The organism is Nocardiopsis mwathae (assembly GCF_014201195.1).
Taxonomy (GTDB): Bacteria; Actinomycetota; Actinomycetes; order Streptosporangiales; family Streptosporangiaceae; genus Nocardiopsis_C; species Nocardiopsis_C mwathae.
On sequence record NZ_JACHDS010000001.1, the window covers coordinates 3,544,617 to 3,565,507 of the forward strand.

General features: G+C 68.9%; 11 protein-coding genes. 3 read left to right on the forward strand and 8 right to left on the reverse strand.

Features of this window, described 5'->3' with window-relative positions; translation table 11 throughout:
* Window positions 1-43: 43 nt before the first annotated feature.
* Entirely contained in the window at window positions 44-4,150 is a 4,107-nt protein-coding gene (locus HNR23_RS15245) for an Eco57I restriction-modification methylase domain-containing protein (RefSeq protein ID WP_184076213.1), read from the reverse strand.
* A 142-nt stretch (window positions 4,151-4,292) separates the two neighbouring features.
* The gene (locus tag HNR23_RS15250; protein WP_184076215.1) at window positions 4,293-4,949 is read right to left on the reverse strand and encodes a hypothetical protein; all 657 of its coding nucleotides are present in this window, start codon (window positions 4,947-4,949) and stop codon (window positions 4,293-4,295) included.
* A gap of 1,161 nt (window positions 4,950-6,110) precedes the next feature.
* Between HNR23_RS15250 and HNR23_RS15255 the strand changes: the two genes are divergently transcribed.
* Window positions 6,111-7,403 (forward strand): hypothetical protein, encoded by a 1,293-nt coding sequence (locus HNR23_RS15255; protein ID WP_184076217.1) that lies wholly within the window; start codon window positions 6,111-6,113, stop codon window positions 7,401-7,403.
* Window positions 7,404-7,456: 53 nt separating this feature from the next.
* Here HNR23_RS15255 and drmD read toward each other — a convergent pair whose 3' ends face one another.
* Window positions 7,457-10,672: a DISARM system SNF2-like helicase DrmD gene (drmD, locus tag HNR23_RS15260; RefSeq protein WP_246421774.1), complete on the reverse strand. Its 3,216-nt coding sequence runs from the start codon at window positions 10,670-10,672 to the stop codon at window positions 7,457-7,459.
* Between the two features lie 319 nt (window positions 10,673-10,991).
* On the opposite strand from drmD, the gene HNR23_RS15265 reads away from it, so the two are divergent.
* Window positions 10,992-13,088, forward strand: a complete 2,097-nt coding sequence (locus HNR23_RS15265) for a UvrD-helicase domain-containing protein (protein WP_184076218.1) — start codon at window positions 10,992-10,994, stop codon at window positions 13,086-13,088.
* 27 nt (window positions 13,089-13,115) lie between these two features.
* On the opposite strand, the gene HNR23_RS15270 is transcribed toward HNR23_RS15265, so the two are convergent.
* From HNR23_RS15270 to HNR23_RS15285, 4 genes are all read right to left on the reverse strand, one after another.
* Window positions 13,116-15,398 (reverse strand): GmrSD restriction endonuclease domain-containing protein, encoded by a 2,283-nt coding sequence (locus HNR23_RS15270; protein ID WP_184076219.1) that lies wholly within the window; start codon window positions 15,396-15,398, stop codon window positions 13,116-13,118.
* Between the two features lie 306 nt (window positions 15,399-15,704).
* The gene (locus HNR23_RS15275; protein ID WP_184076220.1) at window positions 15,705-15,911 is read right to left on the reverse strand and encodes a hypothetical protein; all 207 of its coding nucleotides are present in this window, start codon (window positions 15,909-15,911) and stop codon (window positions 15,705-15,707) included.
* Between the two features lie 377 nt (window positions 15,912-16,288).
* Entirely contained in the window at window positions 16,289-17,596 is a 1,308-nt protein-coding gene (locus HNR23_RS15280; protein ID WP_184076221.1) for a hypothetical protein, read from the reverse strand.
* A 260-nt stretch (window positions 17,597-17,856) separates the two neighbouring features.
* Window positions 17,857-18,222 (reverse strand): nucleotide pyrophosphohydrolase, encoded by a 366-nt coding sequence (locus tag HNR23_RS15285; protein WP_221308701.1) that lies wholly within the window; start codon window positions 18,220-18,222, stop codon window positions 17,857-17,859.
* 326 nt (window positions 18,223-18,548) lie between these two features.
* On the opposite strand from HNR23_RS15285, the gene HNR23_RS15290 reads away from it, so the two are divergent.
* Window positions 18,549-19,808 carry a multidrug effflux MFS transporter gene (locus tag HNR23_RS15290; RefSeq protein WP_184076223.1) on the forward strand — a complete coding sequence of 420 codons (1,260 nt, stop codon included), beginning with the start codon at window positions 18,549-18,551 and terminating at the stop codon, window positions 19,806-19,808.
* A 30-nt stretch (window positions 19,809-19,838) separates the two neighbouring features.
* Here HNR23_RS15290 and HNR23_RS15295 read toward each other — a convergent pair whose 3' ends face one another.
* Window positions 19,839-20,840: an NAD(P)-dependent oxidoreductase gene (locus HNR23_RS15295; RefSeq protein ID WP_184076224.1), complete on the reverse strand. Its 1,002-nt coding sequence runs from the start codon at window positions 20,838-20,840 to the stop codon at window positions 19,839-19,841.
* Between the last annotated feature and the right edge of the window lie 51 nt (window positions 20,841-20,891).

The window sequence follows — 20,891 nt, forward strand, 5'->3', positions numbered from 1 at the left end:
GCCTTGCCCCTTCAACTGAGGGCAAGGCCTTCTTCTTGAACGATTAGAACATCGTGCCTTGCGGCGGGAAGAGCGCACCGTCCGGGAAGAGTGAAGCTTCGTCATCCTTCTTGGATGAAGCAGATCGTTTCTTCCGCTTCTTCGGCGGAAAAATTCCCTTACGTTCTTCTTCCTTATGGCGCTCGAAGTTTAGCTCCAGGAGGCGGTCTAGCACCTCGATACGGGAGGTGGGGCTGATGGTCCAGCGCACACCCTGTGGAGTCTCATGGTGACCATGATCAAGATCGAGATCAAGCCAGCCGTAGGCCTGCTTCACGGCTTCGTCGATCTGCGCATGCATCTCACGAAGTCGGTCAATCTCGCCGTCGGCATAATCAGGATCGTGGACTAGATTATAGAGTTTAGTCAGTCCAACTTGCCGAGTTCCCAGCAAACGATAACGGAACTCATTTAGCTCTACACCAACCGCAGCCATGTGTGACGTAAATGCAGGCTTGGGAAGTGTTTCGTAGACGTCAGTGGGCGTATACCGCAAGTCACCTTTCATACTAGACGCGCGAGCCACAGCCCACGAGTAGTGGATATCACTACTCAACAGCGAGAACATCTCATCTCTCTGATCAGAAAATACGCCAAGCGCATGAGAAAAAACCTGACCCGTTTTCTGCCAAACAGGAAGCGCAGTACGACTCATCAGCGCAATTACGAGAACACGCTCAAGCCCGGTGATTGCTTCACGAAGCGTGGGACGTTTGTCCGCGTACTGCCACCAACGCTCCGGAAGAGGCCGCCGGAGTACGTATTCCCCGTTGGGCTTCTTTCGTTGCCTAACCGGACGAACTTTGTTCTCAACAATTTCAAAGACGTCCGGATACGACATCGCTTCTTCCAGGGTCCGGTCATAGAAATCGATCACCCAGCGGCTCGGCGAACAATCCGGGCGAGAGTTAAGGTCTTTCCCGTTCAAGTATGGAAACAACACTTCTCGATTCCGCGAATCACGCTCGATGAGTTCCTGCGCCTCTTCCGGCTCCAGGATGAAGCCCTCGCCCAGCACGATAGAACCCTGAAACGCTTGATCCGCGTTGGCCACGAGATTCCACGGCTTCCCCGTCACCCGTGTTCTCGGGTCGAGTGATGGAGTGATCCCCTTGACCTTTGTCCCGTCGAGAACCGGCTGTTCGCCCTCTCCCGCGTGCCCCGCCCACAGCAGCGACACATGCACATTCGCGGTTCCCGGCCAGACCTGGGACTTGATCGCCCGGTAGATGCTCCATCCCCGGTCGGTCACCTGGTCGAGGCCCACCTCTCGGGTGTCGCCCTGGGCGATGGTGTTGGTGGCGATGATGCCGGTTCGCCCCTTCGGGGCGATTTTCAGGTTGCGGAGCAGGAAGTACGAGCACAGGTCGGCGCTGCCACGTTTACCACCCGCGATGTCGACCACAAGGTACTCGCGGACGTCGGTGCCGAGCGTCCCGGTCAGTCGCTTTCCTCCACTGAACGGCGGGTTGCCCACCACCGCGTCGAATCCGCCTTCCCCCATCACCTCAGGGAATTCCAGTGCCCAGTGCAGCGGGCGGATCGGCTGGTCGCGCTCGCCTGTCAGCCAGTCGGTGATCCGTTCCCGGAGACGTTCCTCCTCCAGGAAGCTGTACGTGTCCTCGCCCAGGAGCCGCTGTACATCCCCCGCGATATTGACGAGCAGGTCGTTGTAGGCCTCGCGCCAGTTCAGTTTCTTGCTCTCGGCGTCGCCGTCCACCCACCAGCGTTCGACTTCCGTGTACCGGTCGGCGGCGAGGGCCGCAGCGATGACCGCGTCGGCCGCCAGCTTCAGCCGCTGGGACTGCTCATCGGCTCGGTCCAGCAGTTTGGTCTTGCGCTCGGCATCGCCCTGGTCCACCACCGGGGACTCTTCGATCTGGGTTCGCAGGTCGGTGACGTCCTTCAGCACGCGGTCGATGTACTCGCTGATGTCACCCGTGATCTGGTTGTTGATCCTGCGCCCTTCCCCCGGGTCGGTGTGGAAGGTCCGGACCTGTTCCTCGCTCACCAGTCCGACTAGCGAGTCGCCGCACCGCAGGGCGTGGTCGAGGAAGCTGAAGGGCTTGTTCTTCGCCAGCGTCTCCAGCCACAGCGACAGCTTGGCCAGCTCGACCGCCATATCGTCGCGGTCGACGCCGTAGATGCACCCGGCGGCGACCCTGCGCTTCGCGAAGAGGCGCAGCTCGTCCAGCTCGTAGCGGGTACCGACCGCCTCCAGCACGTCGTCGGGGAGGCCGTCACGCTGCCAGGCCTCCACCACACGGTCGGCCAGGTACCGGACCGCCGAGACCAGGAACGCCCCCGACCCCATGGCCGGGTCGCAGACCTTGAGTTTCAGCAGCTCGGCGGCGGGCTTCACCCGCCACTGCGACTCCTCGGCCCCGTCCGCCGGGCCGGGGCGGTAGGACAGCGGGGCCAGGGTGTGTTCGACGACCTCCTCCGCGAGCGCTCGCGGCGTGTAGTGGGTGCCGGTCTTGCGGCGCTCCCCCACCTGGGTGAACAGCACCGAGTCGGTCGGGAAGATCGTCGGGTCGTTGCGAAGGTCGGTCCGGAGCAGCCCCCAGTACGGCAGCGCCCGCTCGGCCAGCTCGGCATCCGAGTCCCCGGCGGCGTGCAGGGCGGCCCGCTGCTCCGCGGTCGGCTCGGCGTCGAGCGCCCTCTCCAGCTGCCGCGCGGTCGCGCCGGTCTCCCCCTTCAGCCACTCCACGAGGAGCTTGCGGCCGTGCTCCTCCATCGGGGAGTACTCCCGGTACCGCTCCTCCAACACCCGCAGCGGCAGCTCCGGCTCCAGCTTGCCGATGAGCCCCACGTAGGGCTCGTCGACCTTCATGCAGGAGAACTCCAGCAGGCCCTCGTAGATGTGGCCGATGTCCTCGACGCCGAGGCCCTTGTAGGAGATGCGGGTGGCGGCGTCCTTCTTCCGCTTCCCGCGTAGCATCAGCAGCGCGTCGAGGATCTCGAACACGACGCGGTCGGTGATGGCGAAGTCGGCCAGCCACGCGAAGCGCCCCGGGGAGAAGAGGGAACCGCCGTAGGCGGGCAACCGGAGGTCGGGGTGCTCGGCTCCCCCGTGGATGCCCGTGAAAAGGGCGAGCAGGCGCGGCCAGGCCGCGGCGCGGCGGTCGCCGACCTCGTCGCCGTAGCGGTTGCGCTCCTCCTCCAGCTGGTCGTAGAGGCGGGTGACCGAGTAGTGGTCGGCGTAGAGGTCGTCGGTGGGCAGAAGCCGCTGCTCCTCCGCGTACAGCAGGAACACCATGCGCATGAGCACGGTGAGCGCGCCGCGGTAGATGTCGCGCTCGTCGATGTGCGCGAGGAGGCGCCCGCCGGACTCCCGGTCGAGCCGGGCCAGCTCGCCGACGAGGAGTTCGACGGCCTGGCGGACCTGGAGGCCCAGTTCCTCGGTGAGCTTGCCCTGTGCGCCTGCCGTGCGGGAGAAGAGTGCGGCGGTGGAGTCCGACGACTCCTTGCCGTCCCTGCTGACCGGCGGGATCTGCACGCGCTCGGAGGCGAGCAGCGCCGCGAACGCCTGGAGCAGCAGGGGCTCTTCGAGCCACAGGTCGGCGTCGAAGACGCCGCAGGAGGTCGGTTCACCGGCGCGGGCGTGGACGAGCGCCCAGAGCCGACCGTCCGTGACGAGGGCCAGCGGCACACCGTCGCGCCGGCAGTGGGCGGCGGCCTGTTCGACCGGTGCGGGGCGGTCGGCGCGGGAGGTCGCGACACCGCTCCCCCAGTCCAGCCGGTAGAAGAGCAGGCGGGGTTCGCGGCCGCCCCGCTGCCCGGGTCCGGTCAGCACGAAGTCGGGGTGCGGGCCGGAGCCGTGCCGCTCGGGCTCGGTCCGGTACTTGGCGGCCCAGCCGAGGAGTTCGCCCAGGATGAGCTCCGTCCACTGGCTGCCCAGGAGGTCGGGGGCTCCCTGCACCTCGTCCCATGCCTGGCGGACGCGGTCGCGGCGCTCCTTGCCGACGACGGGCAGTCCGGCGCCGAACGCCTCGACGAGCACGTCAACGGAGAGGAACGGGCCGTCGGGGGCGAGCAGGCGGAGCCATTCGGCGTGCTGCTCGGCGGGCGACTGCTGGGGAACGCGGGGGCGACGGCGGGCTGGTGGCATGACACCGAGATTATCGAGCACGGCCGACCCGCGGTGACGTTCTGGGACGGATGCACCGCTACCCCGCTGGGACGGGGCGGCGTGGGGTTCCCGCGTGCACTCGCGCGGGGTCGGTTCGAGGCGACGTTGCTCCACGCCTGGGCTATTCGACGATACTGATCGTCCGCTCATCAGCGCCGGTAGCGCCCCACGCTGTTTCGACACTGATGCGGATGGTGATCTCGCCGGTACCGTAGCGTCGCGTCGACAGCCCATACGCACCCGCGCATGTGGCGGAGCCGGTGTCGACGACGGAGCCGTTCTTGACAACCTCCAGGCTGGTGTAGCAGTCGCGCCTGATACTGCCGATCCGGTCAGATACACGGACCCCCACCCGCATGTTGTGCACCTGTCGCCAGGTGTTGACGCCGACCTGGGAGTTGTTGTCGATCTCGATGGTGACGGTGATGGGGGTGTTCGCGTTGCGGACCTCCTCTGGGCCGGGAGGATCGTTATGCTCCGGAGGAACCGGCGGAGTACCTCGGGTAACTCCCGGGCCAGGGGTGAAGCCATCATCGCCGGAGCGAGGAGTCGGGGTCGGAGTCCGGGTCGGATGCGGGGTCGGGGTAGGGGGCTCGTCCGGTGGCTCGGTCGGCGGGGAGGACGGTGTGGGGACAGGAGGCGTGGTCGAGGGCGGCTCCGGCGCCGGCCCATCCTCACTGTTGGCGTTCTCGTAGATCCACACCCCGGTAATTCCGGTTATCCCGCAAAATGCCGCCAGCCCGGCGCTGATTGCCGCTATTTTTTTCCCAAGGCCCATCGCTGTCTTTCCAATACACCGTCGTGATCCCGAGGATCATTCTCCTACGTATATTTGCAAGAGCGCCGGGGAAAGAATGCCTTCCATGGGCATACGCCCGCCGAAGGGCGGCTGCGGCTTGATGCAGGGGGCTATCCCACCAGTCGGAATACAGCTCCACCCGCACGCCCTTTCGCATGAAGGCAGGGCAAAGTCCCGTCGCAGCCTTGATTCCCAGCAGAGACATCCGGATATTTCGGAGTCGACATTCTCAAGCATCGCGAAGGCAGGCAGCAACCGACGATCCTGAGCACAGCGCCCGCCCATGATGCGTCGTGCCTGCATTCCATCACAGGCGCACGGCGGACGATCCAGCCAGGGGCAAGCCATACGAGAAGCCGATCAGCCGATCCAATTCCGAAACGAATTCACGTACGGCACCCGGCAGGGAACATAAGCGCACCCGAGATCGAACGCATGAAACGCCGTCGACATGGAGCACCGAGAGCGATGGCAGCTTTACTAAGCGTCTGACCCGCCTCCCCAAGAGTGTCGATCACAGCCTGATCGGGTGAAAAGCAAGCTTCAGCCGAAGCCTACTACAGCTGCCCCCTTCTGCACGGGAAAGCAGGCCTCCATGCAGAATCCGACGGATTTTTTCGCCGTGACCGATTCGTACATCACGGCATTCCGCGTCGTGATCGGCCATATTCGGGGAGACTCGCGGACACACCTCCGGCACCGTCCCGGGCGTCATCCCCGCGAAATGCTGACCGCCGTGGCTCTGCCCATGCAGGCGGTCGTCAGTCCGCCACCCAGCGCCTGCCGCCGTTGGCAAGCGAGACGGCTTGGCAGCGCGCCATCGCGGACTGGCTCACGATCCGGGTCGGGGCCTACGCGGGCGACGCGCCTCATCCTCGTCGAGGCAGTCCACCGGCCACGATCATGAGGTCGACCAGAAGAATCGTCACCGGGGCGCCCTAGGATCACCGCGTGGGCAGTGAGCATCCCACGCTGTTCGCAACCACGGACACCGCGAACCGCGGTGGTCCGGCTTCAGCAACCCCCTGCGCCGGCAGGCCGACCAGCCGCGCCGGGCGTCAGAGGAATCCCTTCTCCGAACTGCGGAGCTGAGGGTACTGAAGACACTTTGCTTGGCCACACGAGCAACCGAGGAGCACTGTGTTCGACGAACGGCAGCTCGCCACCCTGATACTGCTCGCTCTCCTCACGATCACCTCAGCACTCGCACCTCCCGTCCGCGCCGCGGGCAGGCGCGTCATCAGGGCCTGTACCCGCCCGAGCATTCTCGTCGCCGTCACCCTCTATCTGATCTGGGTGGCGCTGCTGCACGCCCTCGCCCTGAAGCTCGGGTTCTGGAACATCCGTCTTCTCGGCGAGTCGATCTTCTGGTACGGCGCATCGGGACTCGCCATCTTCTGGAGGATTCCAGAGGCCGGAAGCAAGTCACGAATCTTCCGGCTTCAAGCACTCAGTGTGGTAAAAGCATCCGCTTTCGTTGCGTTCTTCGTCAACATCAAGCCCTTCAGCCTGCTGGGAGAGCTACTTCTCCAGGCGTCCGTCGGCGTACTCACCGCACTCCGCCTCACTGTGGGCGAAAAAGAGGAATTTGCACCTGCGCGACGTGTGTTCGACGTCATCCTCACCATCATCGCCGTCGGTGTTCTGATCCATGTTTCCCACTTCGTCATCAACCAGTGGCAGCAGGTCGACAAATACCAAGAGGCACTCAAACTCTTCATGCCGATCTGGCTGACGCTCGGCTCTCTTCCCTTCCTGTTCGCGCTCGCGGTCTTCGCCCAGTACGAGGTCCTGACGAAATCATGGAGGACGAGGCCGAAACGCCTTCGGCCTGGCCGGCGAGCCCGGCTCGGCGTCATCCTTGCCTTGCGTGGAAGGCCCCGGGATATTCACGATTTCAGCAATGCCGCCTATCATTCCGATAGCACCACAACGCTACGAGAGGGCATCACAGCCGTCCGTACTTTCAAGAATCGACGCGCGGAACGGGCGGCGGCAGAACAGACCAGGACCGAACGACCGGCGCGATACGCCGACGTCGACGGCACCGACGAGAAGGGTCGGCGTCGGGACCAGCGAGAATTCAAGGAGAGCAAGGACGCTCTCCTCCGCCTCTCCTTCGACCAGATGGGGTGGTACGACAATCTAGGTGGCCGGTACCGACCCGATCTCCTCGATTTTCCTGGTAGTCCGAAACGCATTGCCCGCTACGGTCTCCCGGAGGATCACGGTATCGTCATGAAGGTACGTAACGACGGGCGAGCCTGGTACGCCTACCGGCGGACGGTATCCGGCTGGGTGCTCGGTATCGGATCTCAGGACAACCCACGCAAACAGTGGTTCTATGAAGGCCCCGAGCCGCCGTCGTCGTTTCCCGCACGGGGAAACGGGTGGGGCGACCGACCGTATAGCCATATGCCTAACTGGGGTTAGGACAGCGCGAAGGACCCACTTGATGAAATGCCGCGTCGATCACGGTAGGACCATCAGCGTCCGCTTTTGGCCAGTGATGCCGGGACGAGGAACGTCACGGCGGCCGGGAACCACCGGGCCTCGGGGTCGGCGTAGCGGCGGCGCAGGGCGGCGGTCTCGTCGCGTTTCTGGTCGGGGATGGCCTCCAGGCGCTCGGTGAGCGCTTCGCGGTCTTTGCGCAGCTGGTCCTTCTCCCCCTCGGTGAACTCGAAGAGGCTGTCCTGGCGCCACGTGGGGGTGTCGGCCAACGCGGCGCGGATACTCTCGGCGAGTTCGTCGAGCACGGCCTCGATGGCGGCGACCTCCTCGTCGCAGCGGCCGGCCAGACCCTTCTCCAGGGTCCTGGCGCGCTGCGTGGCCCGGGCCTGCAACGCGCCGCGGGCGGCGCCGGCCAGGTTCGGCCACATGGCGGACAGGCGCTCGCGCATCGGTTCGGGGACGGGGGTCGCGGTGGCGGCGCCCAGCCACGCCTCGACCTCGGTCTCCGGGACCCGCTTGAACCTCCCCTCCTCGATGCGGCCGCCGGCGACGAGGACCTCCTCGTGCAGGCGGCTGCCCTCGGCGCCGGTGATGACCACGCGGCCGTGGGCGACGACCGCCGGGGTGCGCAGCACATCCGATTCCACGACACGGGCCGTCACCCGGGTGAGCCGGTCACCGTCGGACCACAGCTCGCGGCGGAGCAGGGTCAGGCACAGGTCGACCAGGCGGTGCTTGAGGTGCAGCAGCACCACATCGTTGCGCCCGATGACCGCGTTCGGGTCGAAGGTGACGACCCGCTCGGCGCCGGTCACCGGGTGCATGAGGCCGTCGTTGCGGGCACCGGCCCACGCCCCGGCCAGTTCCGGCAGCCGGAAGCAGGGGGCGGTCACGCCCTCGGGCGGCTCCGCCTCGATCAGGTCCTTGCGGTGGGCGAGCCGCAGCCCCGTCCGTACGACGCGCTCCAGGGTCTCGGGCCGCAGGTCGAGCCGGACACGGCTGCCGGTCAGCTCCTCGCTGAGCCGCTTGAGCTCCTTGGCGAGGTCCCGTTCGATCCTCAGCCGCGCGTTGGTGGCCCGCGCGCGGATCTCGACGTCGGTCTCGGCCCAGTCCGAGCGGGCGCCCAGCATCTTCTGCTCGACCTGAGTGGCGATGACGTCTCCGGCGCTGCCCAGGTCCTCGCGGATGCGGTCGACCTTCTCGGCCGCCACCCGCAGGAAGCCGAGCTCGTCCTCCAGGCTGCCCGACTCGGCCCCCTCCCATCCCCGCGGGACGAAGTGCAGGATCTCGACCCGCTCGGCGTACTGGCCGTGCCGGTCGACGCGGCCGTTGCGCTGCTCCAGCCGGTTGGGGTTCCAGGGGATCTCCCAGTGCAGCAGCCGGTGGCAGTGGCGCTGCAGGTTGATGCCCTCGCTGGCGGCGTCGGTGGCGATGAGGATGCGCACGTCGTCGAGGTCGGGGCGGTCGGTGAACACGCTCTTGACGCGCTCGCGCTCCCTGGGGTCCTGGCCGCCGTGGAGCAGGGCGATGCGGCGGCCGTCGGACCCGCCGTAGCCGGCGGCGTTCAGCTGCTCGTGCAGCCACCGCTGGGTGTCGCGGTACTCGGTGAAGACGATGACGCGCTGGTCCCCCCACTGCGCGTCATCGCCGGGTCGGCCGCCGGTGAACAGCACCTCGTCCAGCCACTTGCGCATGGCCCGGAACCGGGCGTCGGGGCGGTCCTGGGCGTCGCGTGCCCAGGTGCGCAGCCGCCGCAGCAGCTCTTGCTCCTCCGGGGTGAGCGGCGGCGCACCGCGCCGGGCGACGCCGAAGGCCTCGGCCTCGGCCTCCCGGTAGTCCTCTTCGTGCTCCGCGGTGGCCTCCAGCCGCTCGGCGAGCGGGGCGAGGACGGGGCGGACGGCCTCCTCCGGCAGCCGGCGCGCGCCGCCCTCGGCATCGCCATCGCGCGCGGTCATGGTGGCGAGGTGGGTGTCGACGGTCTCGGCGAAGGCCTTCGGCGAGGAGAACAGCCGCTTCTTCAGCAGTGTGGTGACGAAGTCGGCGGCGTGCCGTCCCCGGCGCCCGGCCTGCTGGCGGCGGCTGTCGGCGTAGGCGGTGAGGAGTTCGTGGGCGTCGCGCTCGGCGTCGCCGTAGGCGACCTCCAGGTAGCCGAGTTCCCGTCGGGGGAAGCGCGGCGATCCGTCCCAGCGCGGGGGCAGGTCGCGCTTGAGGCGGCGGACCATGGCCCGGGCGAGCTGTTCCTGGGTGGGGGCGACACCGCGGGCGAACCGCTGGTCGTCGAGGAGTTCGAGGAGCGCGGAGAAGGACTCGGGGTACCCGTTGTGCGGGGTGGCGGAAAGGAAGAGCCGGTGCTCGCAGTGCGGGGCGAGTTCGCGGATGGCCAGGGTGCGCTGGGAGTCGACGGCGTAGCGGCCGCTGCCGGAGGGGGCGCAGGTGTGCGCCTCGTCGACCACCAGCAGGTCGAAGGTGCGCGGGTAGCGGGGGCTCGCGGGCAGGACTTCGCGCAGCAGGCGGCGGGGCCGCTCGCGCTTGAGCCAGTCGATGCTGACGATGAGGCGCGGGTAGTGGGTCCACGGGTTGGCGTACAGGCTGCGTTCGCGGCGCAGCCGCTTCACCAGGGAGGTGTCGACGATGCGGAACTCCAGCCCGAACTTGTCGCGCATCTCGTCGTGCCACTGGGTGGTGAGTCCGGCCGGGCACACGATCAGCATGGTGCGGGCGCGGTGGCGCAGGTGGAGTTCCTGCATCACGAGCCCGGCCTCGATGGTCTTTCCCAGGCCGACGTCGTCGGCGATGAGGAGGTTGGTCCGCGGCATGGACAGGGCGCGCACCACGGGTTCGAGCTGGTACTCCTCGATCTCGATGCCCGAGCGGAAGGGGGCTTGGAGGGCGGAGGTGTCGGCGGAGGCGATGGCGCCCCAGCGGACGGCGTGCAGGAACGCGTCGAGCTCGGCGGGGTCGTCGAAGCCGCGGCCCGGGTCGGGGAGCTCGTGCACCTCGTGGATGGCGGTGCCGGGTTCGAGCTGCCAGAGCACGTCGATCCGGTCGTCCTGGGCGTCGTCCTCGATGCTGATGAGCGAGACGACGTGCTGGGCGCGGGCGGTGGCGGCGTACGGGTCGCTGGAGGCGATCGATCCCGGCTTGACGTCGGAGACCACCCACCGGCGGTTGCGGACCGTGACCAGTTGGCCGGTCTCGGGGACGGCGGTCTCCGCTTCGGGTCCGGCGATCCCGGTCGCCTCCATGGTCATGTTCCCGATGCTCCTCACTTGGCCGGGTCTCCGATCCTCCTGTCATACCAGCGATCCGCGCCGCCCGTGGGCCGCTCCGAGAGGGCGGGTGGGGTAACCGCCGGGTGCCCGGGGCGGCCCGCCGCCCGATCTCGGTGAGGAACGCGCTGGTCGCGCCCGGTTCCGGGCGGACATGGGGACGACTGCGCGCCGCGTTCCCTACCCTGTAAGGGATCTGTCACGATCCGCACCGCTCGGGGATGATCCGGCGGCGCCGTACGCGGCCGTGCTCGCGGCCGGGATCGAACCGAACACCGCCGGACGGAAAGAGGACTCCCTCGTGCCTCAGCTCGCGATCGCCAAGGACTTCCTGACCCGGTACGCGAGGCTGGAGAAGCGGCTCCAGCGTGCGGTGGACGATGCCCTCGACAAGTTCGCCGACACCTACTACGCGGGCGGGCACCTGGAGAAGGTCACCGATGCCCGTGACTCGCGGGCGCGCACGCTGCGCATCACGCAGGGGTATCGCGGTGTGGTCCTCGCCCCCGATGCGGGCGACACCTACCTCCTGGTCACGGTCCTACCGCACGATGACGCCTACGCCTACATCCGCGACAAGCGGTTCTCGGTCAACCAGGCCCTGGGCGTGCTGGAGGTGCGCGACGAAGGCCGCCTGGAGGTGCTGGCCACGGCGCTGGCGCCCGCGGCCGAGGCCGTCGAGTCGCGGCTCTTCGACCACGTGCCCGACAAGCACCTGGCCCAGCTCGGGATCGACCCGCAGACGCGGGCGATCGTCCGCTTGCTGCCCGACGAGAGCCACCTCGACGCCATCTCGGGGATGATGCCGGCCGCCCAGCACAACGCCCTGGTCGCGCTGTCCTCCGGCATGACCGTGGAGGAGGCCTGGGCGGAGGTCAGCAAGGACCTCGTCGATCCGGTCGGCCCCGAGCACATCGACCCGGACGACCTCGCCACCGCGATCCGCCGCACCCCCGGCGAGGCCGTGTTCGTCGAAGGCCCGGAGAGCCTCCGCGAGATGCTGGACCATCCCTTCGACGTGTGGCGCACGTTCCTCCACCCGCGGCAGCGCAGGATCGCCTACCGCCCCTCCTACAACGGGCCGACCATGGTCACGGGCGGCGCCGGGACCGGAAAGACCGTCACCGCCGTGCACCGGGTCGCGCACCTCGCCCGCAGGTACGCGGACGGCCCGCCGCAGATCCTGTTCACGACCTTCACCACGACCCTCGACGCCGCGCTGCGCGCCCAGGTGGAGCTGCTGATCGAGGACCCGGCGCAGCTGGCGCGCGTCGACGTGCGCAACCTCGACAAGGTGGCCTACCAGGTGCTGCGCAAGGAGCGCGGCAGGGGACCGGACTTCCCGAAGCGGCGCGAGCTCGAACGGCTGTGGGACGAGGCCGGTGCCGATGCGGGCTGCTCGGGCGCGTTCCTCCTCTCCGAGTGGGAGCAGGTCGTGCTGGCCCAGAACCTGCGCACCGAGCGCGCCTACCTGGCCGCACGGCGGCGTGGGCGCGGCAGTCGGCTCGGCGCCGAGCAGCGCAAGCGCGTCTGGCAGGCGATCCTGGCGGCCACCGCGCGGATGGCGGCCGCCGACCAGTGGACGTTCGTCCAGGCGTCGGCGGAGGCCGCCGACATCCTCGAACGCACCGGTGAGCGCCCCTACCGGCACGTCGTCGTGGACGAGGCGCAGGACCTGCACCCGGCCAAGTGGCGGTTGGCGCGGGCGCTGGCACCCGAAGGCGCCGACGACCTGTTCATCGCGGGGGATCCGCACCAGCGCATCTACGACCACCGGGTCTCGCTCGGCGGGGTGGGCATCGACGTCCGCGGGCGCAGCCGGAAGCTGACGGTGAGCTACCGCAGCACCCAGGAGATCCTGTCGTGGGCCGTGGGGCTGCTGGGGGCGGCGCCGACCACGGGGATGGACGACCTTGAGGACGACCTGGACGCCTACACCTCGCCGCTGCGCGGGCGCAGGCCGACCGTGCGGGGCCACCGCGACCGGGCGTCCGAGCTCGCCGCCCTGGCCGACCAGGTCGAGGTGTGGCTCGGCCAGGGCGTGGAGCCCGGCTCCATCGGCGTCGCGGCACGAACGGAGGAGGTCGCCCGGCGGGTCCGCGAGGAGCTGGCGGGGGCGGGTATCGCGACCTGCGGGCTCACCGGGGGCGAGGGCGTACGGGGGGGCACCATGCACTCGATGAAGGGGCTGGAGTTCCGCTGTGTGGCGGCGGTGGGGGTCGGTGCGGACCTGGTGCCGCTGGAGGCCCGGGTCACACCCGCCGCCGAGGACGCCATCGCGCACGGGCACGACCTGCAGCGCGAGCGCAACCTCCTGTTCGTCGCCTGCACCCGCGCCCGCGACGCGCTCCATGTCTCCTATGCCGGGGAGCCGAGCCCGTTCCTTCCCCGGTCGTGACGGCGCCCGACGCGCGCGGACCTGCGGCTAGGGCCGTGCCCTGTGCGCCTCGATCCGGCTGCGGGCGACGTCCAGTTCGGCCGGGGTGAAGAGCCGGGCATAGGAGGGGTGGCTGAGGACGACGGCTTCGACGGTGAGGTCGAGCCGGCCGCGTTCCCAGAGCTCGACGAAGCCGTCGGAGATCGTCGGCTTGGCCAGCAGCTGCTTGGCCGTGGCCAGGGCTCCGTTCTCGTGGAGCATCCGCCGGAAGAAGTGCGCCCGGTACCCGGCCTCGTACTGCGCGCGGTCGCAGGCGCTGTGGAGGGCGTCGTCGAAGGCGGCCCGCACCTCGGGGGCAGCGGCCGCCTCCTCCCCGTCGCGGGGCATCGGTGCGTCGGCCCCCGGGGTGAGGCCCGCGGCGACGGCGTTGCGCCGCCGCGCGTAGTCGAGAATCGCCTCCACCGAGGTGAAGACCCGGTACCCCAGCCCCTCCAGCGCGGCGATGTCGGCCTCGTCGGGGTCGAGTTCCAGCACCACCGGGTCGTCCTGGCCGACCTGCAGGCCATCGGCCCAGAAGGCCTCGGCAACGGCGAGAACGCGGCCGTTGACGGGGTCGCAGATCTCCACGTCGAGCTCGGGAGTGGCGCACCCCAGCGAGGCGAGTTCGCCCCTCAGCTCTGTCAGCTGGGCCGATCGGGCGTCCTGCTCGGATTCCTGGTCGGTGACCGCGTCGAGCCGCCCCAGGTCCCTGCGGGTGGTGGCGCCGCCCTTGCGCAGCTCGTCCAGGAAGCGGTTGGCGGCGTCGGCGAGCAGCTCGGTGCGCTGGACGAGGAATTCCTCGTAGTGCTCGACGTCGCGCAGTCCGGAGTCGGCGGGGATCCACTGGGAGCGCAGGACGCCCGGGTGGCGCTGCTCGACGTCGGCGAAGTAGGCGGCAGGCGCCTTCTTCCCGATCTTGATGTTGGTGTCCTGGGTGAGGAAGCAGAAGTTCGCGATCGCGTTGACCTTGTTGCGCGGGTACCGCTCCTTCAGCAGGGCCTTGGGGAAGATGTGGTGGACCTGGAGGCCGCTGAGGTGGCCGAGGAGTTCGGCGTGGAGCGGCAGCCCCGAACCGAAGTCCCGCGCCTCGCCGATGCGCGTCAGCAGGTACAGCAGCGGGTAGAAGCGGGAGCCCATCGTCGATCCGGCGAAGTCGACCGGCCGGATGTGCAGGGAGCCGCCGCGGGAGTCCTCCAGGATCCGGATGAGCCCGTCGACTCCGTCGGACTGGAGGGCGGCGTAGTCCTGCGCCAGGACGGTCTCGATCGGGCCGGTGAAGCGCCCGCGGAGCGAGGCGTGCACATACCAGTACAGGACGCGGTCGCGGTGCCCGGCGTCGTCGAAGTCGCCGCCGTTGAGGTGCAGCAGGCGGCAGACGACGGGGATCCCCATCCTGCCCATGAGCACGCGGTCATGGTCCAGTCCCAGGCGCCCGGCCAGGGCGTCGAGGAACTTCCCGATGTAGCGGACGGTGGATTCCAGGGACTCCCGGAAGTGGTCGGGGCTGACGTCCTTCAGCGCCGAGAAGACCGCGCGGCCGGTCGCGACGGCGGTGACGCAGCGGAGCAGCCAGTCGAGGGTGAACTTGAACCCGGCCTGCTCCCACCTGGCCAGGTGCTCCCGCATGGTGGCCCGTGCCTCGGGCCACTCGGAGCAGAGCTTGGCCAAGGCCAGGTCGCCCTTGGAGAGCTTGGTCCCGCCGGAGTTGACCCGGTTGAAGATGTCGACGACGATCTCGACGGTCTTGTCCTTGCCGGTGATCTTCTCCTCATGGAAGTCGCGGTCCTGGATGGAGTGCAGGTTGGCCAGGCGCTCCATGCACAGCAGGATGTCGGGCCCTGAGTCCAGCCCCTTGAGGGGTTCGAGCATGGGCCGCACTCCCTCGGCGAAGAGCCGCGAGACGTCGATCCAGCGCGGGTCCTCCCGCATCTTGGTGGCCATGTAGAACTGGAACTCCAGAGTCTCCACGTTGAAGTGGAGGCCGGTGAAGGCGTTGGCGTCCCCCTCGAAGAACTCGGGCGGCCGGCCCCGCATCACGCCGTAGAGGGAGGTGATGCGCTGCTGGCCGTCCAGCAGCAGGGCGCGCGTCCCCGAGGCGTTCTGCGTACCGCGGACGGCGGCCGGATCGACTTCGGACTCCCACACCAGCAGGGACCCGACGGGGTAGTCGAGATACAGGGACCGCATCAGGCCCCTGACCTGGTCGCGGTTCCACACATAGCCGCGCTGGAACTCCGGCAGCAGCATCGCGCCGCTGTCGACATGGTCCAGGAGGGTGGAGAGTTTCGTCATCGTGTCCTCTACGACGCATCGGTTCGTTACGGATCCCGCGCAATTATTCCGCTGCCGCGCGCTTTCGCGCGCCGTCATCGCGTATCGCCGCGGGCGCGAACCGACGCGCTCGTGCGGAAGGGGGAGCCGTTGTCGTCGAGTTCGATCACGTGGGGGGTGTCGTCGACCAGGACGTGCACCCGGAGAATCCAGGTGACCAGTGACCGTTGGGTGGTCGCGACGACGGTGAACAGTTCCCGTGTGCTCTCGGCGTCGAAAACGTTCAGGGGAAGTCCCAGTCCTCTTTGCCCTCGCCGCGCATGTCCTCTACGAGGAGGCGCCGTCCAGCGGCGCGGCCGTATCGGTCACGCGCACCTCGACCCGCATGATGTCGACGTTCTCCGCTGTGTCGTTCTCCACCACGAAGGACGGCGCGGTCAAGTCCGCGTCGACACCCCCGCGGGCGTAGGCCCGATCTCGGTAGCCGTCGTACCCCCGGCTCTGTGCCCAGTCGTCCATCTCGTAGGGCAGCATCGGCCGATGAACCGGCATCCCCGCGGAGGCAGGGAAGACGAAGGACGGCTCAAGGTGGGAGCCCTGGCTGCAGGTGTAGGGCCACACGTCGATGGACGCCGGGGACGGTGAGGCGACGCCGTGTCCGGAGCGGCCGCCGGGGAGGCGCCCCTGCTCCTCCTCCGGCCCAGGTCGCGGCCGCGTGCACGCCGATGATCCCGACTGTGGCACTGAGGGCGGCGCGGCGGGGAGGCAGGCGCATGCCCTATCGGTTCCCACACGTTCCACTGTGAATGCGGCGAAATCGCTGTTTTCTGCTACCCCGTTCGGGGCCTTGCCACGCTGTCACCGTCGATCAACGTGCCGGCCGCGTATCAGCCGAAATCGTCAAGGCGTGCCTAGCGGGGCCGACCGGAGGACGACGCGTGGGGTGAGGGAGCGTGCTCCGCGGGGTCGACCGCGCTGGTCCGGAACGGGGATCCGTTGTCGTTCACCTCCACCACCTGTGCGGTGTTGTCGATGAGGAGATGCACCCGGATCACCCACTCGACGTACGACCGCCGGGTCGTCGCAAGGATGCTGAACAGTTCCCGATCGTTGGCCTCTACGGTGTCGTCGACACTCAACGGAAAGTTCCACGGCTCGGGATGCATACCGCCGGCGGTCACTCGGGGCGGGGCATCCGGATCGTCGAGGTCGATGACCAGAGTTCGGGGCGGCCCCAGCCCGGCCCCGTGTGCGAGGAGGACCGCGCCATCCAATGGCTCGGACCTCTCGACCACGCGCACATCGACCAGCAGGATGTCGACGCGCTCTGCGGTGTCGTTCGCCACGGAGAAACTGACGTCGGTCCAGTTCGCGTCGACTCCCCCATGCTCGTAGGCCCACTCGCGGTAACCGTACTCATAGCCCTGATCCCACGCCCACTGCTCCCGTCGCCAGGAGTCCACCTTCCCGATCTCGACCTCTCCTGCGCTCGCCGGGAAGACGAAGGACGGCCCAAAGGGCGCGCTGATGCTGCAGGCATAGGGCCAGACGTCCACAGTGGCGGGGGACGGTGATTCCACGCGCTGTCCGGGGCGCCCGGTCGGAAGGCACCGGTACTCGCCATCGGCAGGGGCGTTCCGGTCGATGTTCGGGTCGTCGACGTCCACGGGGACGTCCGCGATGGGCGTCGGCGGAGCACTGACCTCCCTCGGCCCTGTTCCCGCGGCACCCCCTCCGCCCTGCCTAGACGGGGTGAAGGTCACGACGACACCGGCGGTCGCGCCCACGAAGACGATCGCCCACACGGCCACCAACGTGTGAAACGCGGGGGTGCCGAGGCGGCCCTGCAGATTCAGCGTGAGAAACGACGAGACAACGGTGGCCGGACCATGGATGGTGGTATTCGTCCGATTCGAGATATCCCGCCCTTGGACGGTCACCCCACTGACGGAATCGGCCGTGACGGTGTTCCGCGTCCCCGCCCCAGGAGACTCGTCCTTCCTATCCTTCATCGCGCCGGAGGAGATCCGACGTCCGGCCACGTCCTGGCGCCAGACGGCGATCAACAGCCCCGCCGCGCCGACGACGGCCGCCGCCCGCAGGGCGATCCACCATCCGAGGTTCCCCTCCGGCCCGCCCCCGGCCCAGATCGCGGCCGCGAGCACACCGGTGATCACCATCGTGGCGGCCAGGGGGGCGATTCGGGGCGGCACACGCATGCGCGGATTATGCCCGGAAATACCCTGCGAAATCAGCCCGATATCCCTGCCGAAATTCGGGTCGCATCGCTGTTACCACCCGCGCCCCACCCGAAAGTCGCGTCACATATCCCATGTCTGCCGCACCTGGCGCATTCACCACGTTTCCTCGCCTCCACGGCGTGGTCGGAAGGGCCACGGCGTCCGCCGCCGTGCGGGCTTCCCACCGCACCCAAGGAGGCCGGCACTCGACCGCGTCAGCCCTGGTCGCGGTCGCGCTACTACCGCCCGGCGGTATCCGTGCCATCGGCGGCATCCGTGCCATCGGCGGCGGCCGCATCGTCGGCCGGGAACCTGCGCTCGTTGATGGCGACCTTCTCCTTCAGCGCCGCTTCGAGGTCGACGTCGAGGACGTCGGCGAGGCGCAGCAGGTAGCTCAGGACGTCGGCCATCTCCATCCGGACGGCGTGGGCCTTGTCCGGGTCGTCCATGACGCGGGCCGCCTCCTCGGGGGTCAGCCACTGGAACTCGGCGGCGAGTTCTCCCGCCTCGCCGGTCAGGGCCATGGCGAGGTTCTTCGGGGTGTGGAACGGTTCCCAGTCGCGGCGGGCGGCGAAATCGGCCAGGAGGTCCTGCAACGCTGTCATGCTCACCCGTCATGACTATCACCCCGCCGCAGGGGGCCGTGACCGGTGCGCCCGGGAGGCCCCCTGTGTTCCTCGCCCACGCGGGGATGCGACGGCATCCGGGTGACGACGAACACCACTTCTTTGGAAATATCTTCCTATGTAGATATCGTTTCCCATGCGGAGCTCGACCACCGCAACCGACCCCCTCCACCGCGCCACCGGCCGCCCCCCGCCCACGACCCCGGCGGAGCCGTCGCGCATAGTGGTGGGATCACCGGACCTCGCGCGGGATGGTCGCGGCTCCGCCCCTTGGAACCATCACCCACGCCACCGATGGAGAACGCATGGAATCGACCCGGACCGAGCGCGCCGACACGGAGGAGGAACCCGCGACCGACAGCGGGCGCGCACCGCTGCTGATCGTGCTGGCCCTCGGGGCGCTGACCGCGCTGGCGCCGCTGTCCCTGGACATGTACCTGCCGGCGCTGCCCGGAGTCGCCGACGACCTCGGGGTGGCCGCTTCGACCGCGCAGCTCACGCTGACCGCGTGCCTGGTCGGCCTGGCGGTGGGGCAGCTCGTGGTGGGGCCCCTGAGCGACGCGCTCGGGCGGCGGCCGCCGCTGATCGTGGGAATGGCCGTCTACACCGCCGCCACGTTCGCGTGCGCCTTCGCGCACGACGCGACGGCACTGCTCGGTCTGCGGGTGCTCCAGGGGATCGCCGGGGCCTCGGGCATCGTGATCGCGCGGGCCATCGTCCGGGACCTGTTCGACGGGGTGGCCGCCGGCCGGTTCTTCTCGACGCTGATGCTGGTCTCCGGGGCGGCGCCGGTGGCGGCCCCGCTCGTCGGCGGGCAGCTGCTGCGCGTCACCGACTGGCGCGGGATCTTCCTCGTGCTCGGCGCCGTCAGCGCGGTGATCCTGGTACTCACCGTCGCGGCCGTCCGCGAGAGCCTCCCGCCCGAGCGGCGGTCCGGAGGCGCCCTCGGCGCGACCCTGCGCACCATGGGCGGGCTCCTGCGAGACCGCGTGTTCACCGGCTACGTGCTCACCGGCGCCCTCGCCTTCGCCGCGCTGTTCGGCTACATCTCCGGCTCGTCCTTCGTCATCCAGGACATCTACGGGGCCTCGGCGCAGACCTTCAGCCTGCTGTTCGGCCTCAACGGCGTGGGCATCGTGATCGCCGGGCAGCTCAACGGGCACGTACTGCTCGGCCGGTTCCGCATGGAGCGGCTGCTGGCCGCCGGACTCGCCGTCATCACCGCGGCCGGGGCCGCCCTGGTCGCCCTGGCCCTGGTACACGCGCCGCTGTGGGCGGTCGTGGCGGCGCTGTTCGTCCTGGCCTCCGGCATGGGGCTGATCCTGCCCAACTCCACCGCGCTGTCCCTCCAGCGCGCCGGGCACGCGGCGGGCGCGGCGTCGGCGCTGCTGGGAACGGCGCAGTTCCTGATCGGCGCGGCGGCCGGTCCGCTCGTCGGCCTGGGCGACGGCGGCAGCGCGCTGCCGATGGCCGCCACCATCCTCACCATGTCCCTGGCGGCCTGCGCCGCGTGCGTGCTCCTGACGCGGCCGCAGGCACTGGCACCGTCGCGAACGGCCGACTGACCCGCGGCCCGAACAGGCCCGGACGGACACTCACGCGACGGCGTTGAGGCGGCGCCCGGCCGCGTAGGCCTCGATGTTGTCGCGCGTGGTGTCGAGGATGCGCCGCACCGCCTCCTCGGTGTAGAAGGCGCTGTGCGGGGTGATGATGACATTGCGCATCCGCAGCAGGATGTGGTCGGTGAGCAGCGTCTCCAGGTCGTGGCCGCGGGTGAAGACCGACCGCAGCAGCTCGGCCTCCTCGCGCAGGGCGGGTTCGGCCTCGATGACGTCCAGCCCGGCCGCCGCCACGGTGCCGTCGGCCAGGGCGCGCAACAGCGCCTGGGAATCGACCACCTCACCGCGCGACGTGTTGATGAGCACCGCCCCGCGGCGCATCCGGGCGAACTGCGGCTGACCGAGCATGTGGCGGGTCGCCTCACCGCCGGGCACGTGCAGACTGACCACGTCCGCCGACGCGAGCAGCGTCGGCAGGTCCACGTAGCCCACCCGCGGATCGGCCGCCAGCACCGCGTCGGGCAGGGGGTCGGTGGCCAGGACGTCCATCCCGAACCCGCGCGCGATCTCCACCGTGTGCCGTCCGATGCCGCCGGTTCCGACCACCCCCATGATCTTTCCGTGCAGGTCGAAGCCGCGCAGCCCGGACAGGGAGAAGTCGCCGCGCCGCGTCCGGTCGACGCCCTCCACGATGCGGTGGCTGATGGCCAGCAGCAGCGCGAACACGTGCTCGGCGATGGTCCGCTCCCCGTACGCCGGAACGTTGTCGACATCCACACCGTGTTCGTGGCACCAGCCCATGTCGATGTGGTCGTAGCCGGTCGAGCGGGTGGCGATGAGGCCGAGGGAGTGGAAGCGGTCCAGGACGCCGGAGGACACATCCGAGTAGATAAAGGTCGAGATGACGTCGGCGTCGGCGTGTTCCACCGCGAGCCGTTCGTTCAGCGGCTCCGCCTCGAACCGCACCTCGTGGTCGCCCGCCAGAACCTTGAGGACCTGACGCTCCCACTCCTCGACTTCGAAGAACGAGATCTTCATCCGTCCTGCCCCTTTCCCGTCGTCCGTGGGCGCGGCCGCCGACCGGCCGGA